This is a genomic window from Hymenobacter monticola (assembly GCF_022811645.1).
GTDB lineage: Bacteria > Bacteroidota > Bacteroidia > Cytophagales > Hymenobacteraceae > Hymenobacter > Hymenobacter monticola.
On the sequence record NZ_CP094534.1, the window covers coordinates 1,619,320 to 1,638,873 of the forward strand.

19 protein-coding genes and 1 tRNA gene are annotated in these 19,554 nt (G+C 63.4%); 12 read left to right on the forward strand and 8 right to left on the reverse strand.

Going from position 1 to position 19,554, the window contains the following annotated elements:
- Nucleotides 1-64 precede the first annotated feature (64 nt).
- Genes MTP16_RS06840 through MTP16_RS06855 form a run of 4 tightly spaced genes read right to left on the reverse strand, consistent with a single transcriptional unit; the run spans nucleotide 65 to nucleotide 2,973 of the window.
- On the reverse strand, nucleotides 65-397 hold the full coding sequence (locus tag MTP16_RS06840; RefSeq protein ID WP_243517163.1) for an arsenosugar biosynthesis-associated peroxidase-like protein: 333 nt from the start codon (nucleotides 395-397) through the stop codon (nucleotides 65-67).
- 53 nt (nucleotides 398-450) lie between these two features.
- Entirely contained in the window at nucleotides 451-1,281 is an 831-nt protein-coding gene (locus MTP16_RS06845) for an SDR family oxidoreductase (RefSeq protein WP_243517164.1), read from the reverse strand.
- Nucleotides 1,271-2,284 carry an NAD-dependent epimerase/dehydratase family protein gene (locus MTP16_RS06850; RefSeq protein WP_243517166.1) on the reverse strand — a complete coding sequence of 338 codons (1,014 nt, stop codon included), beginning with the start codon at nucleotides 2,282-2,284 and terminating at the stop codon, nucleotides 1,271-1,273. The genes MTP16_RS06845 and MTP16_RS06850 overlap by 11 nt, the downstream gene beginning before the upstream one ends.
- Nucleotides 2,284-2,973: a TIGR04283 family arsenosugar biosynthesis glycosyltransferase gene (locus MTP16_RS06855; protein WP_243517168.1), complete on the reverse strand. Its 690-nt coding sequence runs from the start codon at nucleotides 2,971-2,973 to the stop codon at nucleotides 2,284-2,286. Before MTP16_RS06855 ends, MTP16_RS06850 begins: the two co-directional genes overlap by 1 nt.
- A 140-nt stretch (nucleotides 2,974-3,113) precedes the next feature.
- Here MTP16_RS06855 and MTP16_RS06860 point away from each other — a divergent pair, with 140 nt between their 5' ends.
- The 3 genes from MTP16_RS06860 (at nucleotide 3,114) to MTP16_RS06870 (ending at nucleotide 5,607) form a co-directional block, all read left to right on the forward strand.
- Nucleotides 3,114-3,920, forward strand: a complete 807-nt coding sequence (locus MTP16_RS06860) for a DUF547 domain-containing protein (RefSeq protein ID WP_243517170.1) — start codon at nucleotides 3,114-3,116, stop codon at nucleotides 3,918-3,920.
- A gap of 16 nt (nucleotides 3,921-3,936) precedes the next feature.
- On the forward strand, nucleotides 3,937-4,905 hold the full coding sequence (arsM, locus tag MTP16_RS06865) for an arsenosugar biosynthesis arsenite methyltransferase ArsM (protein ID WP_243517172.1): 969 nt from the start codon (nucleotides 3,937-3,939) through the stop codon (nucleotides 4,903-4,905).
- Between the two features lie 87 nt (nucleotides 4,906-4,992).
- Nucleotides 4,993-5,607 (forward strand): DUF6134 family protein, encoded by a 615-nt coding sequence (locus MTP16_RS06870; protein ID WP_243517175.1) that lies wholly within the window; start codon nucleotides 4,993-4,995, stop codon nucleotides 5,605-5,607.
- An 86-nt stretch (nucleotides 5,608-5,693) separates the two neighbouring features.
- Here MTP16_RS06870 and MTP16_RS06875 read toward each other — a convergent pair.
- Nucleotides 5,694-5,766: transfer RNA gene (locus MTP16_RS06875), tRNA-Thr, on the reverse strand.
- A gap of 138 nt (nucleotides 5,767-5,904) precedes the next feature.
- On the opposite strand from MTP16_RS06875, the gene MTP16_RS06880 reads away from it, so the two are divergent.
- The 4 genes from MTP16_RS06880 (at nucleotide 5,905) to MTP16_RS06895 (ending at nucleotide 10,406) form a co-directional block, all read left to right on the forward strand.
- The gene (locus MTP16_RS06880; protein ID WP_243517177.1) at nucleotides 5,905-6,342 is read left to right on the forward strand and encodes a hypothetical protein; all 438 of its coding nucleotides are present in this window, start codon (nucleotides 5,905-5,907) and stop codon (nucleotides 6,340-6,342) included.
- Nucleotides 6,343-6,436: 94 nt separating this feature from the next.
- A complete protein-coding gene (locus MTP16_RS06885; protein WP_243517178.1) occupies nucleotides 6,437-6,697 on the forward strand; it encodes a DUF4834 family protein in 261 nt (86 codons plus the stop codon).
- A 139-nt stretch (nucleotides 6,698-6,836) separates the two neighbouring features.
- The gene (locus tag MTP16_RS06890; RefSeq protein WP_243517180.1) at nucleotides 6,837-9,422 is read left to right on the forward strand and encodes a YfhO family protein; all 2,586 of its coding nucleotides are present in this window, start codon (nucleotides 6,837-6,839) and stop codon (nucleotides 9,420-9,422) included.
- Nucleotides 9,423-9,500: 78 nt separating this feature from the next.
- Nucleotides 9,501-10,406, forward strand: a complete 906-nt coding sequence (locus MTP16_RS06895) for a 1-aminocyclopropane-1-carboxylate deaminase/D-cysteine desulfhydrase (RefSeq protein WP_243517182.1) — start codon at nucleotides 9,501-9,503, stop codon at nucleotides 10,404-10,406.
- Here the strand turns inward: MTP16_RS06895 and MTP16_RS06900 are convergent.
- A complete protein-coding gene (locus MTP16_RS06900) occupies nucleotides 10,391-11,566 on the reverse strand; it encodes a hypothetical protein (RefSeq protein ID WP_243517184.1) in 1,176 nt (391 codons plus the stop codon). The two genes, MTP16_RS06895 and MTP16_RS06900, sit on opposite strands and share 16 nt — an antisense overlap.
- 64 nt (nucleotides 11,567-11,630) lie before the next feature.
- Between MTP16_RS06900 and MTP16_RS06905 the strand changes: the two genes are divergently transcribed.
- On the forward strand, nucleotides 11,631-12,266 hold the full coding sequence (locus tag MTP16_RS06905) for a DUF4230 domain-containing protein (protein WP_243517186.1): 636 nt from the start codon (nucleotides 11,631-11,633) through the stop codon (nucleotides 12,264-12,266).
- A gap of 74 nt (nucleotides 12,267-12,340) precedes the next feature.
- On the opposite strand, the gene MTP16_RS06910 is transcribed toward MTP16_RS06905, so the two are convergent.
- Nucleotides 12,341-12,850, reverse strand: coding sequence for a regulatory protein RecX (locus tag MTP16_RS06910; protein ID WP_243517190.1), 510 nt, complete (start codon nucleotides 12,848-12,850; stop codon nucleotides 12,341-12,343).
- 293 nt (nucleotides 12,851-13,143) lie between these two features.
- Here MTP16_RS06910 and MTP16_RS06915 point away from each other — a divergent pair, with 293 nt between their 5' ends.
- The 4 genes from MTP16_RS06915 (at nucleotide 13,144) to MTP16_RS06930 (ending at nucleotide 19,129) form a co-directional block, all read left to right on the forward strand.
- Entirely contained in the window at nucleotides 13,144-13,893 is a 750-nt protein-coding gene (locus tag MTP16_RS06915) for a ferritin-like domain-containing protein (protein ID WP_243517194.1), read from the forward strand.
- Nucleotides 13,894-13,937: 44 nt separating this feature from the next.
- Nucleotides 13,938-14,942, forward strand: a complete 1,005-nt coding sequence (locus tag MTP16_RS06920; RefSeq protein WP_243517197.1) for a ferritin-like domain-containing protein — start codon at nucleotides 13,938-13,940, stop codon at nucleotides 14,940-14,942.
- A 216-nt stretch (nucleotides 14,943-15,158) separates the two neighbouring features.
- Nucleotides 15,159-16,364: a ferritin-like domain-containing protein gene (locus MTP16_RS06925; protein ID WP_243517200.1), complete on the forward strand. Its 1,206-nt coding sequence runs from the start codon at nucleotides 15,159-15,161 to the stop codon at nucleotides 16,362-16,364.
- 122 nt (nucleotides 16,365-16,486) lie between these two features.
- A complete protein-coding gene (locus tag MTP16_RS06930) occupies nucleotides 16,487-19,129 on the forward strand; it encodes a DUF5686 and carboxypeptidase regulatory-like domain-containing protein (protein WP_243517201.1) in 2,643 nt (880 codons plus the stop codon).
- A gap of 125 nt (nucleotides 19,130-19,254) precedes the next feature.
- Here the strand turns inward: MTP16_RS06930 and MTP16_RS06935 are convergent, their stop codons facing one another.
- A complete protein-coding gene (locus MTP16_RS06935; RefSeq protein WP_243517203.1) occupies nucleotides 19,255-19,503 on the reverse strand; it encodes a PID-CTERM protein-sorting domain-containing protein in 249 nt (82 codons plus the stop codon).
- Nucleotides 19,504-19,554: the final 51 nt, after the last annotated feature.

A 19,554-nucleotide genomic window follows, 5' to 3' on the forward strand; every position in this document is an offset into this window, starting at 1 on the left:
ACGTCAGGCGGCACTGCTGCGCATCAAACAGCATGCGCCGTCTGACCATTCAATTGGCACGTAATTACATCGACAACTCTTTTACCTTGTTCATCATCTGCACGCCGTGCACCAGCGTGGCCCCGCCGCGAATGGCGGCGGCCACGTGTACGGCCTCCATCATCTCGGCCTCGGAGCAGCCTTTTTCTAACGTGTCGGCCGAGTACGCGTCGATGCAGTAGGGGCACTGCACAGCGTGAGAAACGGCCAGCGCAATCAGGGATTTCTCGCGGGCCGTGAGGGCGCCCTCGGCAAAAACAGCGCCGTAGTAGGAGAAAAATTTATCGGCAAACTCTTTCTGAAACTCGCCGATGTTGCCGAATTTCTTGAGGTCGGCGGGGTTGTAATACGTTTCCATGCGTGGGGTTTATAAACAATACGAGAAAAAGGAAGGGGGCAGATTGCCGCGGGCTACTCGTAGAAGTTCCGCATCCGGCGCTGGGAAGTTAGCACCACCCAGTCGCCGAGGCGCGGCAGCAGCGAGTGCACCACCAGAATGAGGCGGCCCAACGCCGAAATAACCGTGCGCCGTCGCCGCCGCTGTACGTGCTTCACAATGATGGCCGCCACCTCGGCCTGCGACTTTTGCCAGCGCGGCGGGCGGTGCGCAATGGGCACGGGCTGGCCTGCCGCGTCGAGCACACGCTTGTCGGGGTCGTTCTGGGTAAAGCCGATGTGCACCACCCCGAAATGCACCCCCGCCTCGGCCAGCTCCAGGCGCAGGGTATGGGCCAGGTTGGCCAGTGCCGCCTTGCCGGCGCAGTAAGCCGAGCCGCTGGGCATGCCATTCAGGGCCGAAATGGAGGAAATAAACGTGACGCTGCCCCGACTGGCCATCAGGTGCGGCAAAGCGGCCTTGAGCGGATACACCGAGCCGTACACGTTGCTATCCATCACTTGCTTGAATACCTCGGGCTGCATATCGGCAAAGTAGGCGCGCTGCGAGATGCTGGCGTTAGTAACCAGTGCATCGAGCCGGCCGAAGCTGGCAATGGCCGTAGCCACCAGCCGCTCGCAGGCCGCGTAGTCGGTCACGTCGGCCACGCAGGCTGCCACCCGGCAGCCCTCCGCCGCCAAGGCCTGGCGGGTGTGCTCCAGGCGTTCGGCCTGGCGGCCGTTGAGCACCACGGCGGCCCCCAGCCGGCCAAAGGCACGGGCCGTTTCGCGGCCAATGCCCGACTCGGAGCCGGTAATCAAAACGACCTGGCCCGCCAGCGGGCCGGCGGTGGGGTTACTGGACATAATTGTGGGCTTTAAACCATTCAAAAGCCTCGGCCACGGCCTCACGAACCGGCGTCTGGGGCAACCCCAGTTCGGCGCGGGCCTTCTGCGGAGTGAAGTAGTGCCCGTCGTTGGCCACGGCTATCATGGCCGGGTTCACGCGGGCGGGGCGACCGGTGAGGCTGGCGTGCCAGCTGCTGAGCACGCCGTAGCAATTGGCCAGCGGCGGCAACAGGGGCCAGCGCGGCGCGGCCACGCCCAGCACGTCGGCCATCAGTCTGAAGGCGTCGCGGTAGCTCAGATTTTCATTGCCCAGAATGTAAGACTCGCCCACGCGGCCTTCCGTGAGAGCATTCACGCAAGCCACGGCCACGTCGTGCACGTGCACGTAGTTTTTGCCGCCTATGGGGTAACCGGGAAGCCGGCCGGCGCGCAACTCCAGCAGCAGCGCGCCAGAGGTGGGTCGGGCGTCGCCGGGCCCCAGCATAAAGGTTGGATGCACCAGCACGGCTGGCAGCTGCTCCTGGGCCGCGGCGCGCAGCACCAGGTCGGTAGCGGCGCGCTTGCTGTCCATGTAGTCGAGGCCGTAGCGCTGGCCGGCGTAGGGCCGGGTTTCGTCGCCGGGCTGCTTTAAAGTGCCGAAACCGAAGACGTTGGCCGTGCCCACATACACCAGGCGCGCCACGCCAGCCTGCTGCGCCAGGCTCAGCACCTGTTCCGTGCCCCGCAGGTTGGTGGCCCACACGGCTGGGCTGCGGGCTGGGTTCACCTGGGCCAGCGCGGCGGCGTGGATGATGGCCCCGCAGCCGGACGCCGTGGCCACCAGCTCCGCTTTGCGCACGGCACAGCTGAGGTCCAGCTCGCATATTTCAACCGGCAGCGTGTGCAAAGGCGGCAGGGCCGGGCTAGGCGGGCTGCCAGGCCGCACCAGGGCGCGCACCGGGTAGCCACGGCGCAGCAGTTCCGCCACGAGGTGGCGGCCCAGAAAGCCATTGGCACCGGTCACGAGCACGCGGGGAAGCATCAGCGGTAGTTGAGCAGGGCCTTGTAGGTGCGGGCAATGCGGGTGGGCGGCAGCCGGAGGAAGTACATCGAAAAGGCGGTGAGGTTGGCCAACTGCACGCGCAGCCAGCTGTTGGTTTCGTACTTGCGGGCCGACACCACCACGTCCTGCGGCACGATGTAGAAGCTGGCCACTCGCCGGATGCGCTCAATGATTTCAAAATCTTCCATGATGACGAACCGCTCGTTGAAGCCGCCCAGCTGCTCAAACAGCGCCCGCGTGATGAACAAGGTCTGGTCGCCGCCCCGGCTCATGATGCCCTTGAAGCGCGTGCCGTAGCTGTTGATGCGCAGCAGCGGATGCTTCGAGTCGAAGCGGAAGCGGTAGCAGCCCGCGGCGTGGCCCCGGGCCACGGCCTCCCAAATGGTGGCCACGTAGCCGGGGTGAATGCCCACATCGGCGTGCACGAAGTAGAATATATCGCCCTGCGCCTGTTGCGCCCCCAGGTTCATCTGGGCGGCGCGGCCGGGCCGGGCGTGCTCCAGCACGGTGGCACCGGCCGTGCGGGCGGCGGCGGCCGTGCCATCGGGGCTGCTGGCATCGACTACCAGGATTTCGACGGTGCCCGGTGGCGCATGGCGGCGCAGGTCGGCCACAAGGCGGCCAATATTGGCAGCTTCGTTGTAGGTAGGAATGATAACGCTGAGCATCGGGGGCGGAAGGGCTTAGGGCCCGCAACTTCCGGATTAATTGACAAATCAGAGCGGCAGCCGTTATTGCTTACGAAATGGCCGCGGCCGAAGGATGGCCTGACAATCTTTACCGCTCCGCTTTCTCGTATATGGCCGCGATGAATAAACGCTTGAACCTTGCCGCCCTCGGCGCCCTGCTGCTGGCGGCCGGCATGCCCGCCGCCGGGGTCCCCGGCCTGCCCGGCCACCGCCCCGAGTGGCATCCTGCCCACGCCGCCGCCAGCGCCGCGGTCGACCACAGCGCCTTCGACAAGCTGCTGAAAAAGCACGTCTCGGCCAAGGGGCTCGTTGATTACAAGGGATTTAAAGCCGATGAGACGGCTTTTAACCAATACCTGGCCATGCTCAGCAAAAATCCGCCGGCATCCAGCGCGCCCAAAAATGAGCAGATGGCCTACTGGATTAATGCCTACAATGCCTTCACCATCCGCCTCATCCTGGACCACTACCCGGTGCAAAGCATCAAGGACATTGGCTCCAAAATCAAGATTCCGTTCGTGACCACGCCCTGGGCCGCCAAGTTCTTCAGCATCGGCGGCGAGAAAATGAGCCTCGACAACATCGAGCACGGCACCTTGCGCAAGAAGTTCGACGACCCGCGCATTCACTTTGCGCTGGTATGCGCCTCCATGTCGTGCCCGCGCCTGCGTAACGAGGCTTACACGCCCGCCCAGTTGGAAAAGCAGCTCGACGACCAGGGCCGCGACTTCCTGAACAACCCGGCCAAAAACAAAGTCGGCAAGGCAGCAGCCCAGCTCTCGAAATATTTCGACTGGTACAAAGGTGATTGGCAGAAGAATGGCCAGTCGGTAGCGAAGTGGGTGAACCGCTACGCTTCCGTCAAGATGGACGAGAATACCAAGATTTCCTACCTCGACTACAACTGGAGCCTTAACCAGCAATAGCCTAAACCTCCCCTTTATGAGTTACCTCGAAACCACCGCCGACGTGTACCGTCAGGCGGCCCAGGAGCCCCAGGTGGGCCTGTGCTGCACCACCAACCCCGTGTGGCAGCTGCCTGGCCTCAGCATTCCGCAGCGCATGCTGAGCATGAACTACGGCTGCGGCAGCACCGTGAACCCGCGCGACCTCACCAACTCGCCCACCGTGCTCTACGTGGGCGTGGGCGGCGGCATGGAGCTGCTGCAATTTGCCTACTTCAGCCGCCGGCCGGGGGCCGTGATTGGCGTGGACGTGGTGAGCGAGATGCTCGACGCCTCGCGCGAAAACATGCGCACGGCCGAGGAGCAGAACGACTGGTTCCGCAGCGAGTTCATCGACCTGCGCGCCGGCGACGCCCTGCACCTGCCCGTGGCCGACGAGAGCGTGGACGTGGCCGCCCAAAACTGCCTGTTCAACATCTTCAAGCTCGACGACCTCAAGCGCGCCCTGCAGGAAACCTACCGCGTGCTCAAGCCCCACGGCCGCCTCGTGATGTCGGACCCCACCTGCGAACAGCCCATGAGCGACGAGCTGCGGGCCGACGAGCGCCTGCGCGCCCTCTGCCTCACCGGCTCGCTGCCCCTGCAGCAGTACCTCGACATGATAACCGAGGTGGGCTTCGGCACCGTGGAGGTGCGGGCCAGGCGCGCCTACCGCGTGCTCTCGCCCCAGCACTACGCTACCGATGAGGTTATTTTCATCGAAAGCGTGGAAGTGTGTGCCATCAAAGACCCCATGCCAGCCGATGGGCCCTGCATCTTCACGGGCCGCACGGCCATTTACTACGGCGGCGAAGAGTACCTCGACGACCACAAAGGCCACGTGCTGCTGCAAAACCAGCCGCTGGCCGTGTGCGACAAAACGGCTGGGGCACTGGCCGCTCTGGGGCGCGACGACATTTTCATCTCGCCTTCCACCTTTCACTACGATGGCGGCGGGTGCTGCTAACTAGTTTTACAATAGTGTTTTATCAAAAGGCCGTGCCTGCCGCGAGGCAGCACGGCCTTCTTTTTCCTTTCTACCCAGCGCCCTTTCATGTCGCTTGCTTCTTTTCTGCTGCTCAGCGCCTTGGCGCGGCCTTGTGCTGCGCGCCCGCCCGTTGCGGCCGAGGTGCGGCGCTACGGCATTGAGGTAGCCGGCATTCGGGTAGGCACGATGACGGCAACGAGGCAGGCCCCGCCCGGGGCCGATGCGACCTACACCTTAGTGAGCGACGTGAAAGTTGATTTTCTGTTCTATCACCTCAAAATCTACTATCAGGTTACCAACCGCTTCCACAACGGCCAGCTGCTGCTTTCGACGGTGACGGCGCACACCAACCAGGGCGATTTTGCCTCCCGGGCCGAATGGAAGGGCGACCACTACGACATCGTGGCCGACCAGTACAAGCACCACTACCAGGCCACCGAAACCCAGCCCATTCGCTACGCAGTAACCAACCTGTTTTGGGGCGAACCACCGCCGGGCCAAGCCCGTGCCTTTGCCGAATACTTCGGCGACTACTTCGCCCTGAGCCGGGGCAGTGCGGGCGCCTGGAAGGCCGTGCGCGATGGGCGCGAGGACGAATACCGGTACGCCACTGGCCAACTGGTGACCATTATCAAAAAGAACCCGCTCAAAAATTTCATCATCCGCCTACTGCCGGAGTAGGAGCCAGGTCGGCATTAGCTGCTAAAAGCAAAAAGCCCCGGAAAATGCTTTCACGGGGTGAAAAGCTTTTCCGGGGCTTTAAGAAGAGCCGATTATTGGACTCGAACCAACGACCTGCTCATTACGAATGAGCTGCTCTACCAACTGAGCTAAATCGGCTTGTTCCCGGCCAACGGTTTTGGAAGGGAGCGCAAAGATAGGCACGCCGCTAAACGCCGCGCAACCTCTGAGCCGGAAAAAATTTAGCAACTCCGGTTTCGGACGTGCGTTTGATTGAGCAACATTCCTTTCCACCCCATGAAGCTTCTTCGTTCCCTTGCCGCCGGCTTTGCCGGGGCCGTCGCCCTCACCGCTATTCACGAAACCGTGCGCCGCCTGCGCCCCGAAGACGCCCCGCGCATGGACGTGCTGGGCATGCGCGGCCTGCGCAAGCTGCTGGGCAAAGCCAACGCCCCGCAGCCCGACGATGACACTCTCTTCAATTTGACCATGGCCGGCGATGTGCTCAGCAATGGCCTCTACTACAGCTTGGTGGGCAGCGGTAAGCACGCGGTGCGGCGCGGGCTGCTGCTGGGCGTGGCCGCCGGCGTGGGCGGCGTGGTGCTGCCTGGCCCGTTGGGCCTGGGCGAGGGCCCCAGCAACCGCACGCCCCAAACCCAGGCCATGACCGTGGCCTGGTATACGGCCGGCGGCCTCGTGGCCGGTGCTGTAGCTCGGGCGCTGCGGAAACGTTAGGCCCAGCCGGGGTGTTGGCCTGAAGTATAGGCCCGGCTCAAACGTCAGCCCGCGCTGGCTGTACCTTTGGGGCAGCCCCCACCTGATGGACTCTATGAAATTCTGGCTCATTTTCATTCTGATTTTTTTCGCGGTTCGCTACCTGCTGCCCATTGTGCTGCGGCTGGTGCTGAGCAGCTTTGTGCGCAAACAGATGCGCAACGGCGGCTTCGTGGTGCCGCCACAGGCGCAGGCCGGCTCTCCGCCGGCCCCCGGCCAGGTGCGCGTCGATTATGTGCCGCCCGCCGCGAAAGCCACCAACGCGCCGCAGGACTTCAAAGGCGGCGAGTATGTTGATTTCGAGGAGGTAAAGTAGGCGCGCAAGGTTGCGCAAGGCGAAAAGAGGTTTTGCGGGGTTGCCATTGGGCTAAACCTTGCGAAACCTCTTTTCACCTTGCGCAACCTTGCGCGCTGTACCTTCGGGCACGTTTTTGTGTTCCCTCAAATTTGCCCTGATGGCTGCTGCTGTTTCCGCTTCTTCTGTTTCGTCCGCGCCGTGGTGGCAGCGGGCTTTACCGCACGTGCTGGCGGTGCTATTTTTTGCGCTGCTGGCCTGCGTGTACTTCTCGCCCATCGTGTTCGATGGCAAGACCTTGGCCCAGCACGACATCACCCAGTTTCAGGGTGGGGCCCACGAGGCGCAGCAATACGCCAAAGCCATGGGCCAGGAGGCGCTCTGGACGAATTCCATGTTCTCGGGCATGCCCACCTACTTGATTAGCCTGCACTTCCCGGGCGACTGGTCAGGCTACCTGCAGAAGGTGCTGACCTTGGGGCTGCCTGCCGTGGTGGCCAACCTGTTTCTGGCGCTGCTGTGTGGCTACATCCTGCTGGTGGCGCTGGGCGTGCGGCCGCTGGTGGCGGTGGCGGGCGCCGTGGCGCTGGGCTTTTCGAGCTACAACCTCGCCATTCTGGCCGCCGGCCACAACACCAAGAGCATGGCCCTGGCCTATGCGCCGCTGGTGCTGGGCGGCATCCTTGTCACCTACCGGCGCGACAAGTGGCTGGGCGCGGCGCTGTTTGCCGTGGCGCTTACGCTGAACATTCACGTCAACCACCTGCAAATCACCTATTACCTGCTGCTGCTGGTAGCCATTTTCGCCGTCATCGAGCTGGTGTCGGCCGCACGGAGCGGGCGCCTGCCCGACTTCCTGCAGCGCACGGCCCTGCTGGGCCTGGGCGCCGCGCTGGCGGTGGGCGTGAGCTTCGGCCGCCTCTACACCACGGCTGAGTACAGCAAGTACAGCAACCGCGGCCCCAGCGAGTTGAAGACGGCGGCCCCTTCCGCCCCCGGCGAAGCACCCGCACCCAAAGCCGCCGATGAAGGCTCGGGCGTGGACCGCGACTACGCCTTCCAATACAGCTACGGCGTGGGCGAAACCATTACCCTGCTGATTCCCAACTTCTACGGTGGCGCCAGCTCGATGCCGCTCGGCACCGATTCTAACCTTGCCAAAGCCGGCCTGCCCGCCGACTACCTAGGCTCGATGCCGACTTACTGGGGGCAACAGACCTACACGGCCGGCCCGGTGTACATGGGCGCGGTGGTGTGTTTCCTGTTTATTCTGGGCTTGTTTGTGGTGGAGAAGCGCACGCGCTACTGGCTGCTGGCGGGCACCATTCTCTCCATTTTGTTGGCCTGGGGCAAGAACTTTGAAACCTTTAACTACCTGATTTTCGACCTGCTGCCCGGCTACAACAAGTTCCGCGCCGTGAGCATGGCCCTTGTCATTGCGCAGCTGGCCATGCCCATTCTGGGCGCGCTGGCGCTCAGCCGCATCTTCCGGGCCCGCGCCGTGGTGGTGCCGGCCGTGCCGGTGCTGCCCGGTACCAAGGTGGCGCTGGCGCCCGAAGCGGCGGCCCTGCTGCCCCAGCTGCTGTATGCCGGCGCCATCACGGCGGGCATCTGCCTGCTGGCGTACCTGGGCAGCTTCAGCTTCGATTTTGCGGCGCCCATTGATGGGGAACTGACCAAGCAGGGCTTCACGCCCGAGCTGCTAAAGGCCCTGCGCGCCGACCGCGCCGACCTGCTGCGCAACGACGTGTGGCGCGGGCTGCTCTTCATTGGGGCGGCGCTGGGCGTGCTGTATTTCTACCTGCGAGGCAAGCTGGCGGTGATGCCCGCCGCGCTGGTGATGGTGGCCCTGACGCTGCTCGACCTGTGGGGCGTGGACAAGCGCTACCTCGGTGAGAACAAATTCCAGCGCGAAACCATCGCCGAGGAATTCCAGCCCTCGCCCGCCGACCAGCAGATTCTGCGCGACAACGACCTGAGCTACCGCGTGCTGAACCTGGCAAACCCATTCAACGAAGCCCAAACCTCGTACTTCCACAAGAGCATCGGCGGCTACCACGGGGCCAAGCTGCGCCGCTACCAGGACCTGATTGAGCGCCAGATTTCGCCGCAGATGCAGCAGATTTTCGCCCAGAACAAGCCCGACGCAGCGCCGGTGCTGAACATGCTTAACACCCGCTATTTCCTCACGCCGCCCTCGGAGAAGCAGCCGCAGCAAGTCATTCTGAACCCCGGCGCGTTGGGCAATGCTTGGTTTGTGAGCACCATCCGGCCGGTGAAGACGGCCGACGAGGAGATGACGGCTCTCAACACCCTAAACCCGCGCGTGGAAGCCGCGGTGGACGTGACCAAGTTCCCCGACCTGAACGCCACCTCCTTCGAGGCAGCCGGCTCCACCATTGCCCTCACCAACTACAGCCCCGACGAGCTGAAGTACCGCTATAATGCCCTCCACCCCGGGGTGGTGGTGTTCTCGGAAGTGTACTACGCCGATGGCTGGCAGGCCTACATCGACGGCAAGCCGGCCCCGCATTTCCGCGCCGACTATGTGCTGCGCGCCATGCAGGTGCCGGCCGGTGCCCACACCATCGACTTTAAGTTCGAGCCCAAGTCGTACTCGGTGGGCAATGCCGTGTCGCTGGCTTCCAGCATCGTGCTGGTGCTGGTGCTGGTGGGCGCGGGCGTGTACGTAGCCCGCCGCAAAACGGCGCAGGCTGACCGCACCGATGTAGCGCCCATTGCCTAGCGGCCTCTCGTTTGCGAAATATCCGGAAAGGCTGGGCTGGAAAGCCCGGCCTTTCTTTTTGAGCCAATAACCGGAATCATGAGCAAGCTTTTGCAGGAAATTAGGGAGCCCGTGGCCAATGCCCGTGGCGTGCGGCTGCTGCTGTGGCGCGACGACCTGGCCCACCCCGACTTGCCCGGCAACAAGGCCCGCAAGCTCAAATACAACCTGCAAGCGGCCCGGGCGCAGGGCCACCGCACGCTGCTCACCTTTGGCGGCGCCTATTCCAACCACTTGGCGGCAGTGGCCACGGCCGGCCGGCTGCTGGACTTCCGCACCATTGGCCTAGTGCGCGGCGACGCTCCCACGGCCGGTGCCGCGCTCAACCCGACGCTGACTCAGGCCGCGGCCGATGGCATGGCCCTGCACTACCTCGACCGCAGCAGCTACCGCCGCCGGGCCGAGCCGGAATTTCTGGCCGAAGTGCAGGCGCGATTCGGCCCGGCCTACGTGTTGCCCGAAGGCGGCACCAACGTCCTGGCCTTGCCAGGTTGCGCCGAGTTGGTCGATGAAATCAGAGCACAGGTGGAGTTTGACGCACTCGCCGTAGCGGTGGGCACGGGCGGCACACTAGCGGGCTTGCTGACGGGCCTGTGTGGCCTTGAGCAGGCCCTTGGCGTAGCGGCGCTGAAAAACGGCGGCTTCCTGCGCGCTGAAATTGATGAGCTGACTCAGCAGGCGGTTGGTAAGACGTTTCCTGATTATTCGCTGCAAACCGATTATCACTTCGGCGGTTACGCGAGATATTCGGCGGAGCTATTGGCCTTTATCGAAGCGTTTCAGCAGCGGCATGGGGTGCTGCTCGACCCCATTTATACCGGCAAGATGCTTTTTGGCGTGCTGGATTTAATTCGGCAAGGGCATTTCGCACCCGGCAGCACGGTGGTGGCCATTCACACCGGCGGGCAGCAGGCCTGGGCCGGCTGGCATCAGCGCTTCGGCTGAGTCGACGCGGAGGCGGGCCTGCGGCTCGTCAGCTCCAGCGCGGCTAGTACAAACACCACGGGCAGCACCGGTGCCAGAAAGCGCACGTCCCAGTCGTCGACCGTGAGCATGATGATGGCCGTTTGCAGCAGGAAGATGGCGGCCAGAAAAAGGCGGGCCGGCCGCCAGATGTCGGCCCGGCGGGTGGCCCGGGCCGCCAGCCAGTAGCCGGGCCACAACACCAGCACGCCCAGCAGCCGATGCGCCAGCGAGTAGTGCGGCTTGAGGTAGCTGACAAACACAAACAGCTTGCCCAGCATCAGACGGCCTAAATACACCGGGTTGTGCACGGCGAAGTACAGCACGCGAAGGGCTGGGCCGGTGCCGGGCGGGGGCATTTGCAGCGGCGCGGCCTGGTGCACGGCCCACAGCTGGGAGCGGAAAATGAGCTCGCCGCGCTGGTAGGTATCCATTAGGAAGTAGGTAGCGAGCTGGTGGTTGAGGGCCGCCCACAGTAGTGGCGAGAGCAACAGCAGGCTTAGCAGGGCCGCGCGCCAAGGTCGGCGGTTGGGGGCGCGGCGCAGGGAATCGAGGCCGGCCAACCCGGCGGCCAGGGCCACCAAAAAGCCGTTGGGCCGGGCCAGGGCGGTGAGCAGCAGCAACACCAGAAACACCAGCCAGTGGCGCGGCCGGCCCATCCGCAAGCGGGTGAAGGCACCGAACGACAAAGCCACCAGGCTGATGAACAGCGACTCGGTCAGCAGGAAGACGTTGAACGGCTGAATGTCGGGCCAGGCGATGAACAGGAAAGTCGTCAGCGCCGCGGCCCCGCCCAGGCCCCCGGCCAGGCGCCGTGTGCCCCGATAGATGGCCCGTGTAGCCAGGGCCGATACGGCCATTTGGCCCGCTACAATGCCCCACCAGCCCAGGCCCAGCCGCAGCCACAGGCTCTGGAACAGCGGGTAGAGCACGTAGCGCAGGTTGTGGCCGGGCTCGAAGTAGAATCGCTCGGCAATGTTGGTGGCGTAGGCCAGGTAGCGCCCGCTGTCGTTGGCAAAGTGCGGGCCGTGAAACTTGCGCAGGTACACCAGCTGCACCAGCACCCACAGCGCCGCCAGCAGCACCGGGCAGTGCGGCGCCAACCGCTGGCTTAGCAACCGAAAAAACGAAAACACGCGCATGGCCCGCAAAGCTAGGCCGCGCGCCGGGCCAACGCGCCGGGCCCACGGCCGTACGCTACCGTATATGAACCTTATTCGATTAATCCGCCGCCTGTTGCCGCTGCTGTTTCTAGTCGGGCTGGGCTGGTTTCTTTGGAAGAAAGTGGGGCCTACCCTAAACGACCTCAACCCCCTGGCCGACACCGAGCCCCGCGTCACGGTCACGCACAACACGGTGCTCACGCAGGTGGAGGCCCTGGGCCGGCTGGAACTGGTGCGCTACCGCTTCAAGGACGTGGTGGAGTACCGGCGCCGCACCTACCGCTTTTTGCCCGAGTCGAAGGTGGCGCTGGTGGTGGGCGGCGAAGCGGTGGGCTGCATCGACTTGCGCAAGCTCAAGCCCCAGGACGTGGTGCTCGAAGGCGACTCCGTTGTCCGGGTGTCGTTGCCAGCGCCCGAGCTGTGCTCGTTCCAGATTAACCACAACCAAAGCCGCGTTTTCAACACCGAAAACGGCTTTTTCAAAGATGCTGAGCTGGTGGACGAAGGCTACAAGTACGCCGAAGCCCAGGTGCGCAACGCCGCGCTGCAATCCGGCATACTGGCCCAAACCCAGCGCAACGCCGAGCAGATTCTGGTGCCCATGCTGCGCACCCTCACCGGCCGCCGCGTGATACTGGGCCAGCAAATGACGCTGCCCAAAGCCGGCCCCAAGCAGTAGCGTGGACTCTGTGAGTCCGCGCATGCCTGAACTGAGAAGGTCATTCGGCCCGGCGCAGACTCACAGAGTACACCCTATTCCTCGTCGTCTTCCGGCACCTTGCCCAGGTCATCGAGCACCATTTTAATCAGGTCCTGCTCGTAGCCTTTGCCCGTGAGGTACTGCGCGATTTTCTGGCGGCGGACGCGCGGGTTTTTCTCTTTTTCCTGCCGGTCTTTTTTCTCGGCCACGTCCACCAGGTTCTGGTAGTACTCATCGCCGTCAATTTCCTTCAGGCCCGCCTTGATGCAGAACTCGCTGATGCCTTTCTGCTTGAGCTCCTGCACAATGCGGCGCCGGCCCCACTTCTTGTGGCGGTAGTGGCCGCGCACAAACGCCTGGGCAAACCGCTGCTCGTCGAGCAGCTTCTCGCGGCTGAGGCGGATGATGATTTCGCCGGCTTCGTCCTCGTCGAGGCCATAGGAGCGCAGCTTCTGCTCCACTTCCTTGAAGGTGCGCTCCTGATAGGCGCAGAAGGCGGCAATTTTTTGCAGGGCTTCGCCGGGCGTGTACTGCTTGGGCGCTTTGTCGGGATTCTTGAACATGCAGTGGGTAAGGTAGCAGGCACGGCGGCCGTAGCCTACTACCCAACGCCACTGGTAAAAGTTGGGTTCGCACCGGTTAGCTCCGGCTATTGGGCAGCAGCACGGTGGGGCCAACAACTGCCATATCGAGGCCGGGCATCGTAGTAAGCTGAACGTTAACGCTTTTGCCTGAAGTGCGCGATTAATACCTAAAGCCGTCCGCTTTTCTACTCATTTTTAAGCCAGACGAGGCGCACAACCAATCGAAGCGCGTAAGGCTATTATCCTTCTTTTCCACATTTCCTTTTCGTTTTATGTACAACTCCCACAACCACTTTGCGGAACCTGCCGCCGACCCGGGCCAGGCCGCTAGCAGCGCCGTGGCCCGGCGCGATTTCCTGCGCTATTCGGGCGCGGGCCTTGCCATCGGTGGCCTCTGGCTGGCCGGCTGCTCTAAAGACAGCGACAACGTAGACCCCACCCCCGGGCTCATCGATGTAGGGAGCGGCGACCCAGGCATTCTGAACTATGCTTACGCGCTGGAGCAACTCGAAGCTGCCTTCTACACGCAGGTGGTGAGCTCGTTCTACACCGGGGCCACGGCGGCCGAGCAAGCCATACTGAAGGATTTGCGCGACCATGAAGTCATTCACCGCGAATTTTTTAAGGCCGCGCTCGGGAGCGGGGCCATTAAGGCGCTGACGCCCGATTTCAGCAACATCGACTTCACGCAACGGACGACAACGTCGGGCAAAATGGGCGTGCTGAACGCGGCTAAGGCGTTCGAGGATTTGGGCGTGGCCGCCTACAACGGCGCCGGGCGTTTCATTACCAGCAACGACAACCTGGTGCTAGCCGGCAAAATCGTGTCGGTGGAAGCCCGGCACGCGGCCGCCATTCGGGAGCTATTGGGCACCAACACGTTCGTGGCCGACGACGTGGTGGACATCAATCCCACGACTGGGACCGGGCAGGAGCGCTCGAAGCGCCCGCAGGCCGTGCTGGCCATTGCCAACACCTTCCTGGCCAACGGCTCCAAGCTCAGCGCCACCAGCTTTGTATAATCCGGTTGGCGCCATCCCCTTATCCTTTCTAAATCAGCTTCAACATGGACTTATTTCAAATCATTGACGATATCGCCAAGGTCGACCCCGAGGTGTACGACCGGTTCGACTCGCGTCGGGCGGCGTTTCGCAACTTCCTGGGTTTTGGCAAAAAAGTGACGGCCGCTGCCCTGCCGCTGGCGCTGCCTGCCCTGTTCAACAAAGCCTACGGCCAGACCACCGGCGGCAGCGGCCTGCCCCAAATCGTGAGGGACACCCTGAACCTGGCCCTGCAGCTGGAATACCTCGAAAAGTATTTCTACCAAACGGCGCTGGCTTCAAGCATTCTGCCGGCCGGCTCGGAACAGCGGGGCGCCATTGAGATTATTCTCAATGATGAAAACCTGCACATCAAAACCCTGACCAGCGTGCTGAAAAGCGACGCCATCCCCGACCCCGGCCGGAGCGGGTTCGACTACACGGGCTCGCAAACCAACCGCCGGGCCAAGCTATTCCCCTCGCTCGGCGACGCTACCACCCCCAACACGGGCAACTTCACGAATCTGGCGGAATTCCTGATGGTGGCGCAGCAGTTCGTCGACACCGGCGTGCGCGCCTATAAAGGCGGTGCCCCCAATCTGAACACCCCTACCACGAAAGACATCCTGGAAGCTGCCCTCAACATTCACTCGGTGGAAGCGCGCCATTCTTCGCGCATCCGCTCGCTGGTGCGGGGCGGCATTGCGAGCACCAGCCTGCCCAAAAGCTGGATTGCGCCTGCCGAAACGCCCGCCACGCCGCCGCTGCCCAACAACGGCGTCGCCGGTGCGCCGGCGGCCGTTGGCCCCTACAATGCCGGTGCGCCCGCCACGGGCACGGCCCCGGCCTCTTATTTCCCCGCCGAAAGCAACGCGAGCCAGGGCAACCCGGCCGTGAACGTGCAGACGCTGGTGCCCACCGGCGGCTCGGCCACGGCCGGCGCCGAGGCCTTCGACGAGCCACTGGATGCGGCTACGGTGAAAGCCATTGCCAAAAACTTCGCGGCCAACCCCACTGCGCTGTTCAACTAGCGCAAGCAGCAAGAGCCGGTCGGGGGCTGCACAAGCCCCCGGCCGGTTGGGGCTTTGCTTAAAAAGAACTGATTAGCGCCCCGGCGGGGCAGCCTTCGCCCCGAAGGCTGCCCCGCCGGGGCTTTTATTTGGAGTAGTGCAGCCCGGCTTTCAGGCCCGCGCCAACATTTTACATCGAGGGCCGTTCAGCGTGCTGACCCTTAATCCAGTCGCCCTATGTCCTCTCTACATTCGCTAGCCCAGGCCGCCGGCCAGCCGCTGCCGCGGCGTTCCTTCCTGCAATATACCGGTGCTGGCGTGGCCGCCGGCAGCCTGTGGCTGGCGGGATGCAGCAAAAAAGAAGACCCTGTGGTGCCCACCACGCCGGCTCCTGCCATTGCTAGCTTTTCGCCTGGCAGCGGGGCACCCGGCGCGGCCGTCACGCTCACCGGTACCAACTTCACGGGCGCCACCGCCGTCACGGTGGGCGGCGTGGTGGCTTTCTTCAATGTGGCAGGGCCCACCACCATCAACCTGCTGGTGCCGGCCACGGCCCAAACGGGCGCCATTGTGGTCACCACCCCAGGCGGCACCGCCACCAGCAGCAGCTCTTTCACAGTGCTGCCCGCCACGCAGGCGGCCACCATCACCGGCTTTACGCCCAGCAGTGCGGCGCCCGGCACCGTGGTCACCGTGAGCGGCACCAACTTGGGCGGCGCCACGGCCGTGACGCTGAACAACGTGGCCATTACCGGCTTCACGGTGGTAAATGCCACCACCATCACCTTCACTGTGCCCGCTGGCGCCGCCAGCGGCCTGCTAGTCGTGACCACGCCTGCTGGCACCGCTACCAGTAGCATATCCTTCACGGTGCTGGTAGCCCTGGTAAATGTGGGGACGGGCGACGTAGGCGTGCTCAACTACGCCTACGCCCTCGAGCAGCTCGAAGCGGCCTTCTACACGCGGGTGCGCACCGGTGCCTACTACACCAGCCTGGCCGCCGGCAGCGCCGAAAAGCAGATGCTCGACGACCTGTACTACCACGAAATCATACACCGCGAATTTTTCAAAGCCGCCATCACTACCGGCCGCATCACCGATGGGCTGGTGGCTGATTTTTCCGTCATCGATTTTAACAACCGCGCCGGCGTGCTGACGAATGCCAAGACTTTCGAGGACCTGGGCGTGGCGGCCTACAACGGAGCGGCCCGCTTCCTCACGTCTCCGGCTTATCTGGCCCTGGCCGGCAAAATTGTATCGGTAGAAGCGCGCCACGCTGCTTTGCTGCGCGATTTGTTGCAGGAAGGCAATTTTGTGGGTAGCGACGTGGTGTCGGTAACATCCACTAGTTTGGAAATCAGCAAGCTTCCTGCCGACGTGGTGGCCGTGGCCAACAACTTCCTGGCGGTCGGCTCGAAGCTCGACGTGTCGGGGCTGGTGTAGGCGCTTGGGGCCGGTGCGGCCAGCGCCCACCGGACAGGCAACTCGGGAGCCGCCTTTGGTATCTGCGCTCCCGGAGGCCGTAACTTGGCTGGCCTTCTTTTTCTGCGCGCTACCCTATGCCTTTGTCTGCTTACCGTTTTCTGGTCGTTGTTTTATTACTGAGTGGGATGTCCGGCCTGAGCCATGCCGGCGTCATTAAGGGCACGGTGAGCGGCACGGGCGGGCAGGGGCTGGCGTTTGCCAACGTGGCCGTGCGCGGCTCGGCCACCAGCACCGGGGCGAATGAGCAAGGCCAGTACCAGCTGCGCCTGCCGGCGGGGTCGGTCGAGCTGGTGTTTCAATACGTGGGCTACCGGCCGCAGACGCGCCCGCTACGCGTGCCGGGCGGCGACTCGGTGCTGACCCTGAACGTGACTTTACAGGCTGAGGCCTACAACCTGGGCGAGGTGCTGGTGAAATCTTCGGACCGCGACCCGGCCTATGCCATTATTCAGCAGGCGCAGCAGTGGCGCGCCTACCACCGGCGCGAGGTGGCCGCCTACCGGGCCCGCATCTACATCAAAAGCCTGGGTCGCATCGACGACACGCCCGCCAAAATCATGGGCCTGTTCAAGCTGGGCCCCGACATTAAGAAGGGCATCTTCTACCTGTCCGAAAGCCTGTCCGACATCAGCTTCACCCAGCCCAACGTGGTGAAGGAGCGCATGATATCGAGCCGGGTGAGCGGCGACTCGCGCGGGCTGAGCTTCAACCGGGCCAGCGCCGGGCGCAACCTGGGCTTCTATGAGAACCTGATAAAGCCGGCGTTTTCGGAGCGCGGGTTTGTGTCGCCCATTGCCAGCAACGCCATGCTGTTCTACAAATACGAGCTGGTGGGTAGCACCCCGCAGGGCGGCGAAACGGTGCACAAAATCCGCGTGATTCCGCGCCGCCGGACCGACCCGGTTTTCTCGGGCTACATCTACATCGTGGACGGCTCGTGGCGCATTCACTCCGTCGATTTGAACCTGGACAAGGACGCCCAAATTGACTACGTCGACAACCTGACTATTGCCCAGCAATACGCCCCCGCGCCCGGCAACCCCAACGTGTGGCTCATTCAGTCGCAGCAGGTGCGGGCCAGCTTGTCGGGGCTGGGCTTCAAGGGCTCGGGCTACATCAACGCCGTGCTCTCGAACTACGCGGCCGTGGTGCCCACCTACCCGGCCCCGCCCGAGCCCAAAGCCGCGCCGCCGGTGGTGGCCGAGGCCAAGCCGGACGCGCCCGTGGGCCAGGAAACCGCCGCTCAAATCCGCAAGCGCAGGCCCGACCTGGGCGGCCTCAACCGCCAGGTGCGCAAGCAGGTGAAGCAGGCCCGACGCGACTCGGTGAAAAATGACCCCTTTGCCAGCATGGGACGCGGCGAGGTGCAGCGCATTGAGAAAGGCGCCAACGAGCGGGATTCGGCCTACTGGGACGCCGTGCGTCCGGTACCGCTCACGCTGGAGGAGAAGAAGGACTACCACGTGAAAGACAGCACAGAGGTCATCCGCAACTCGCGCCCTTACCAGGACTCGCTGGACAAAAAGCGCAATGAGTTCGAACCCATCGGCCTGCTGATGGGCGGCTACACCCACCAGAACACGTTCAAAAAGCAGTCGGTGCGGGTGTTGCCGGTGGCCCAGATTATTCAGTACAACACCGTGGAAGGCGTGGTGCTCAACGCCCAGGCCATTTTCAACAAGTACACCGACGACCGCCGGTTTTTCAATATCACGCCCACGCTGCGCTATGGCTTCAGCAGCGAGCAGCTCAACCCCAGCCTGAGCGCCACCTGGCAGCTGCACCCGGTCCGGATTAAGCAGGTGGGGCTGGTGGCGGGCCGCACCGTTGAGAACTTCGACAAGAACTCGCAGCTCACACCTTTCATCAACTCGGCGTACACGCTGTTCGACAACCGCAACTACGCCAAGCTTTACCGCCGCGACGGCGCCGAGTTCACCTACCTCACCGAGCCGGTGAACGGCCTGAACCTGCGCGCCACCGCCGGCTACTTCGACCGCCACGAGCTCTACAACACCACCGATAAGCTCATCCACGACGTGCCCGGCCGCGCCTTCACTTCCAACCGCCCGATGAGCGACGAACTGCCCGATACCGGTTTCGGCCGCAGCCAGATTCTCACAGTGGGTTTGTCGGTAGACTATCGGCCGGGCACCCGCTACATCAACCGGCCCGACGGCAAGTTCAACCTCGGCTCGAAGTGGCCTACTTTCAACGTGCAAGGCCGCCTGGCCGTGCCCGGCGTGCTCGATTCTGACGTGCGCTACCTGCTGCTGCAAGCCGGCGTGCGCGACAACCTCTCGCTGGGCCTGCTGGGCAGCAGCAGCTTCCGCGTGAACGTGGGCGGCTTCGTGGGCCGGCAGCAGGGGATGACGTTCATCGACTACCGCCACTTCTCTGGCAACCAAACCCTGCTCACCGGCAACTTCAGCTACTTCCAGCTGCTCGACTACTACCGCTTCAGCACCAACAACTCCTACCTCGAAGCCCACTACGACCACCATTTCAACGGCTTCTTCCTCAACTACGTGCCCCTGCTGCGCAAGCTGAAATGGCAGGAAGTAGCGTCCCTCAACTACCTGAAAACCGCTCAGGCCGGACACTATGTGGAAGTGGGCGTGGGTATTGAGCACATTATCAAAGTGCTGCGGGTTGATTTCTACACCGCCCTGCAAAGCGGCGAGAGGCTGGGCACGGGCTTCCGGATTGGGATGGGTTTCTAGGGCCGCCAAGGGGTACGTCCTCGCCATTACATTACACCAGAGGTACCCGTCACGGCAATCAGAGAAATGAGAAAAGCCCCCGAAACCGAGTTTCGGGGGCTTTTCAATGCAAATCAACAAGCAGTCTACCGGCTGGGGGCGGCAGCGCGCTTGCTTTGACGCAGGCGCTTGAGGCCGTAGGCGGCGCCGGCGGCCAGCAGCAGCGAAGCGCCCCCATCGAGCGGAACGTCGGTGGGATTGGTGGGGGTGACGGGCGTGCCCGGACCCGGGCCGCCGCTGCCGGGCTGGGCCAGCACCGGCGTCAAGCCACCTGCCAACAAGCATACGCCGGCCGCGGCAACGAAAAGGCGAAGAGTTGAGGTAATCATTTTCATGGTGAGGAGCTGAAAGTCGTTGGAAATGAAACGCAGGCCCAACCAAACCCC

Coding starts and splice junctions, on each gene's coding strand:
- MTP16_RS06840 (WP_243517163.1), bottom strand. CDS start 397: ATGGAAACGTATTACAACCCCGCCGACCTCAAGAAATTCGGCAACATC.
- MTP16_RS06845 (WP_243517164.1), bottom strand. CDS start 1,281: ATGTCCAGTAACCCCACCGCCGGCCCGCTGGCGGGCCAGGTCGTTTTG.
- MTP16_RS06850 (WP_243517166.1), bottom strand. CDS start 2,284: ATGCTTCCCCGCGTGCTCGTGACCGGTGCCAATGGCTTTCTGGGCCGC.
- MTP16_RS06855 (WP_243517168.1), bottom strand. CDS start 2,973: ATGCTCAGCGTTATCATTCCTACCTACAACGAAGCTGCCAATATTGGC.
- MTP16_RS06860 (WP_243517170.1), top strand. CDS start 3,114: ATGAATAAACGCTTGAACCTTGCCGCCCTCGGCGCCCTGCTGCTGGCG.
- arsM (WP_243517172.1), top strand. CDS start 3,937: ATGAGTTACCTCGAAACCACCGCCGACGTGTACCGTCAGGCGGCCCAG.
- MTP16_RS06870 (WP_243517175.1), top strand. CDS start 4,993: ATGTCGCTTGCTTCTTTTCTGCTGCTCAGCGCCTTGGCGCGGCCTTGT.
- MTP16_RS06880 (WP_243517177.1), top strand. CDS start 5,905: ATGAAGCTTCTTCGTTCCCTTGCCGCCGGCTTTGCCGGGGCCGTCGCC.
- MTP16_RS06885 (WP_243517178.1), top strand. CDS start 6,437: ATGAAATTCTGGCTCATTTTCATTCTGATTTTTTTCGCGGTTCGCTAC.
- MTP16_RS06890 (WP_243517180.1), top strand. CDS start 6,837: ATGGCTGCTGCTGTTTCCGCTTCTTCTGTTTCGTCCGCGCCGTGGTGG.
- MTP16_RS06895 (WP_243517182.1), top strand. CDS start 9,501: ATGAGCAAGCTTTTGCAGGAAATTAGGGAGCCCGTGGCCAATGCCCGT.
- MTP16_RS06900 (WP_243517184.1), bottom strand. CDS start 11,566: ATGCGCGTGTTTTCGTTTTTTCGGTTGCTAAGCCAGCGGTTGGCGCCG.
- MTP16_RS06905 (WP_243517186.1), top strand. CDS start 11,631: ATGAACCTTATTCGATTAATCCGCCGCCTGTTGCCGCTGCTGTTTCTA.
- MTP16_RS06910 (WP_243517190.1), bottom strand. CDS start 12,850: ATGTTCAAGAATCCCGACAAAGCGCCCAAGCAGTACACGCCCGGCGAA.
- MTP16_RS06915 (WP_243517194.1), top strand. CDS start 13,144: ATGTACAACTCCCACAACCACTTTGCGGAACCTGCCGCCGACCCGGGC.
- MTP16_RS06920 (WP_243517197.1), top strand. CDS start 13,938: ATGGACTTATTTCAAATCATTGACGATATCGCCAAGGTCGACCCCGAG.
- MTP16_RS06925 (WP_243517200.1), top strand. CDS start 15,159: ATGTCCTCTCTACATTCGCTAGCCCAGGCCGCCGGCCAGCCGCTGCCG.
- MTP16_RS06935 (WP_243517203.1), bottom strand. CDS start 19,503: ATGAAAATGATTACCTCAACTCTTCGCCTTTTCGTTGCCGCGGCCGGC.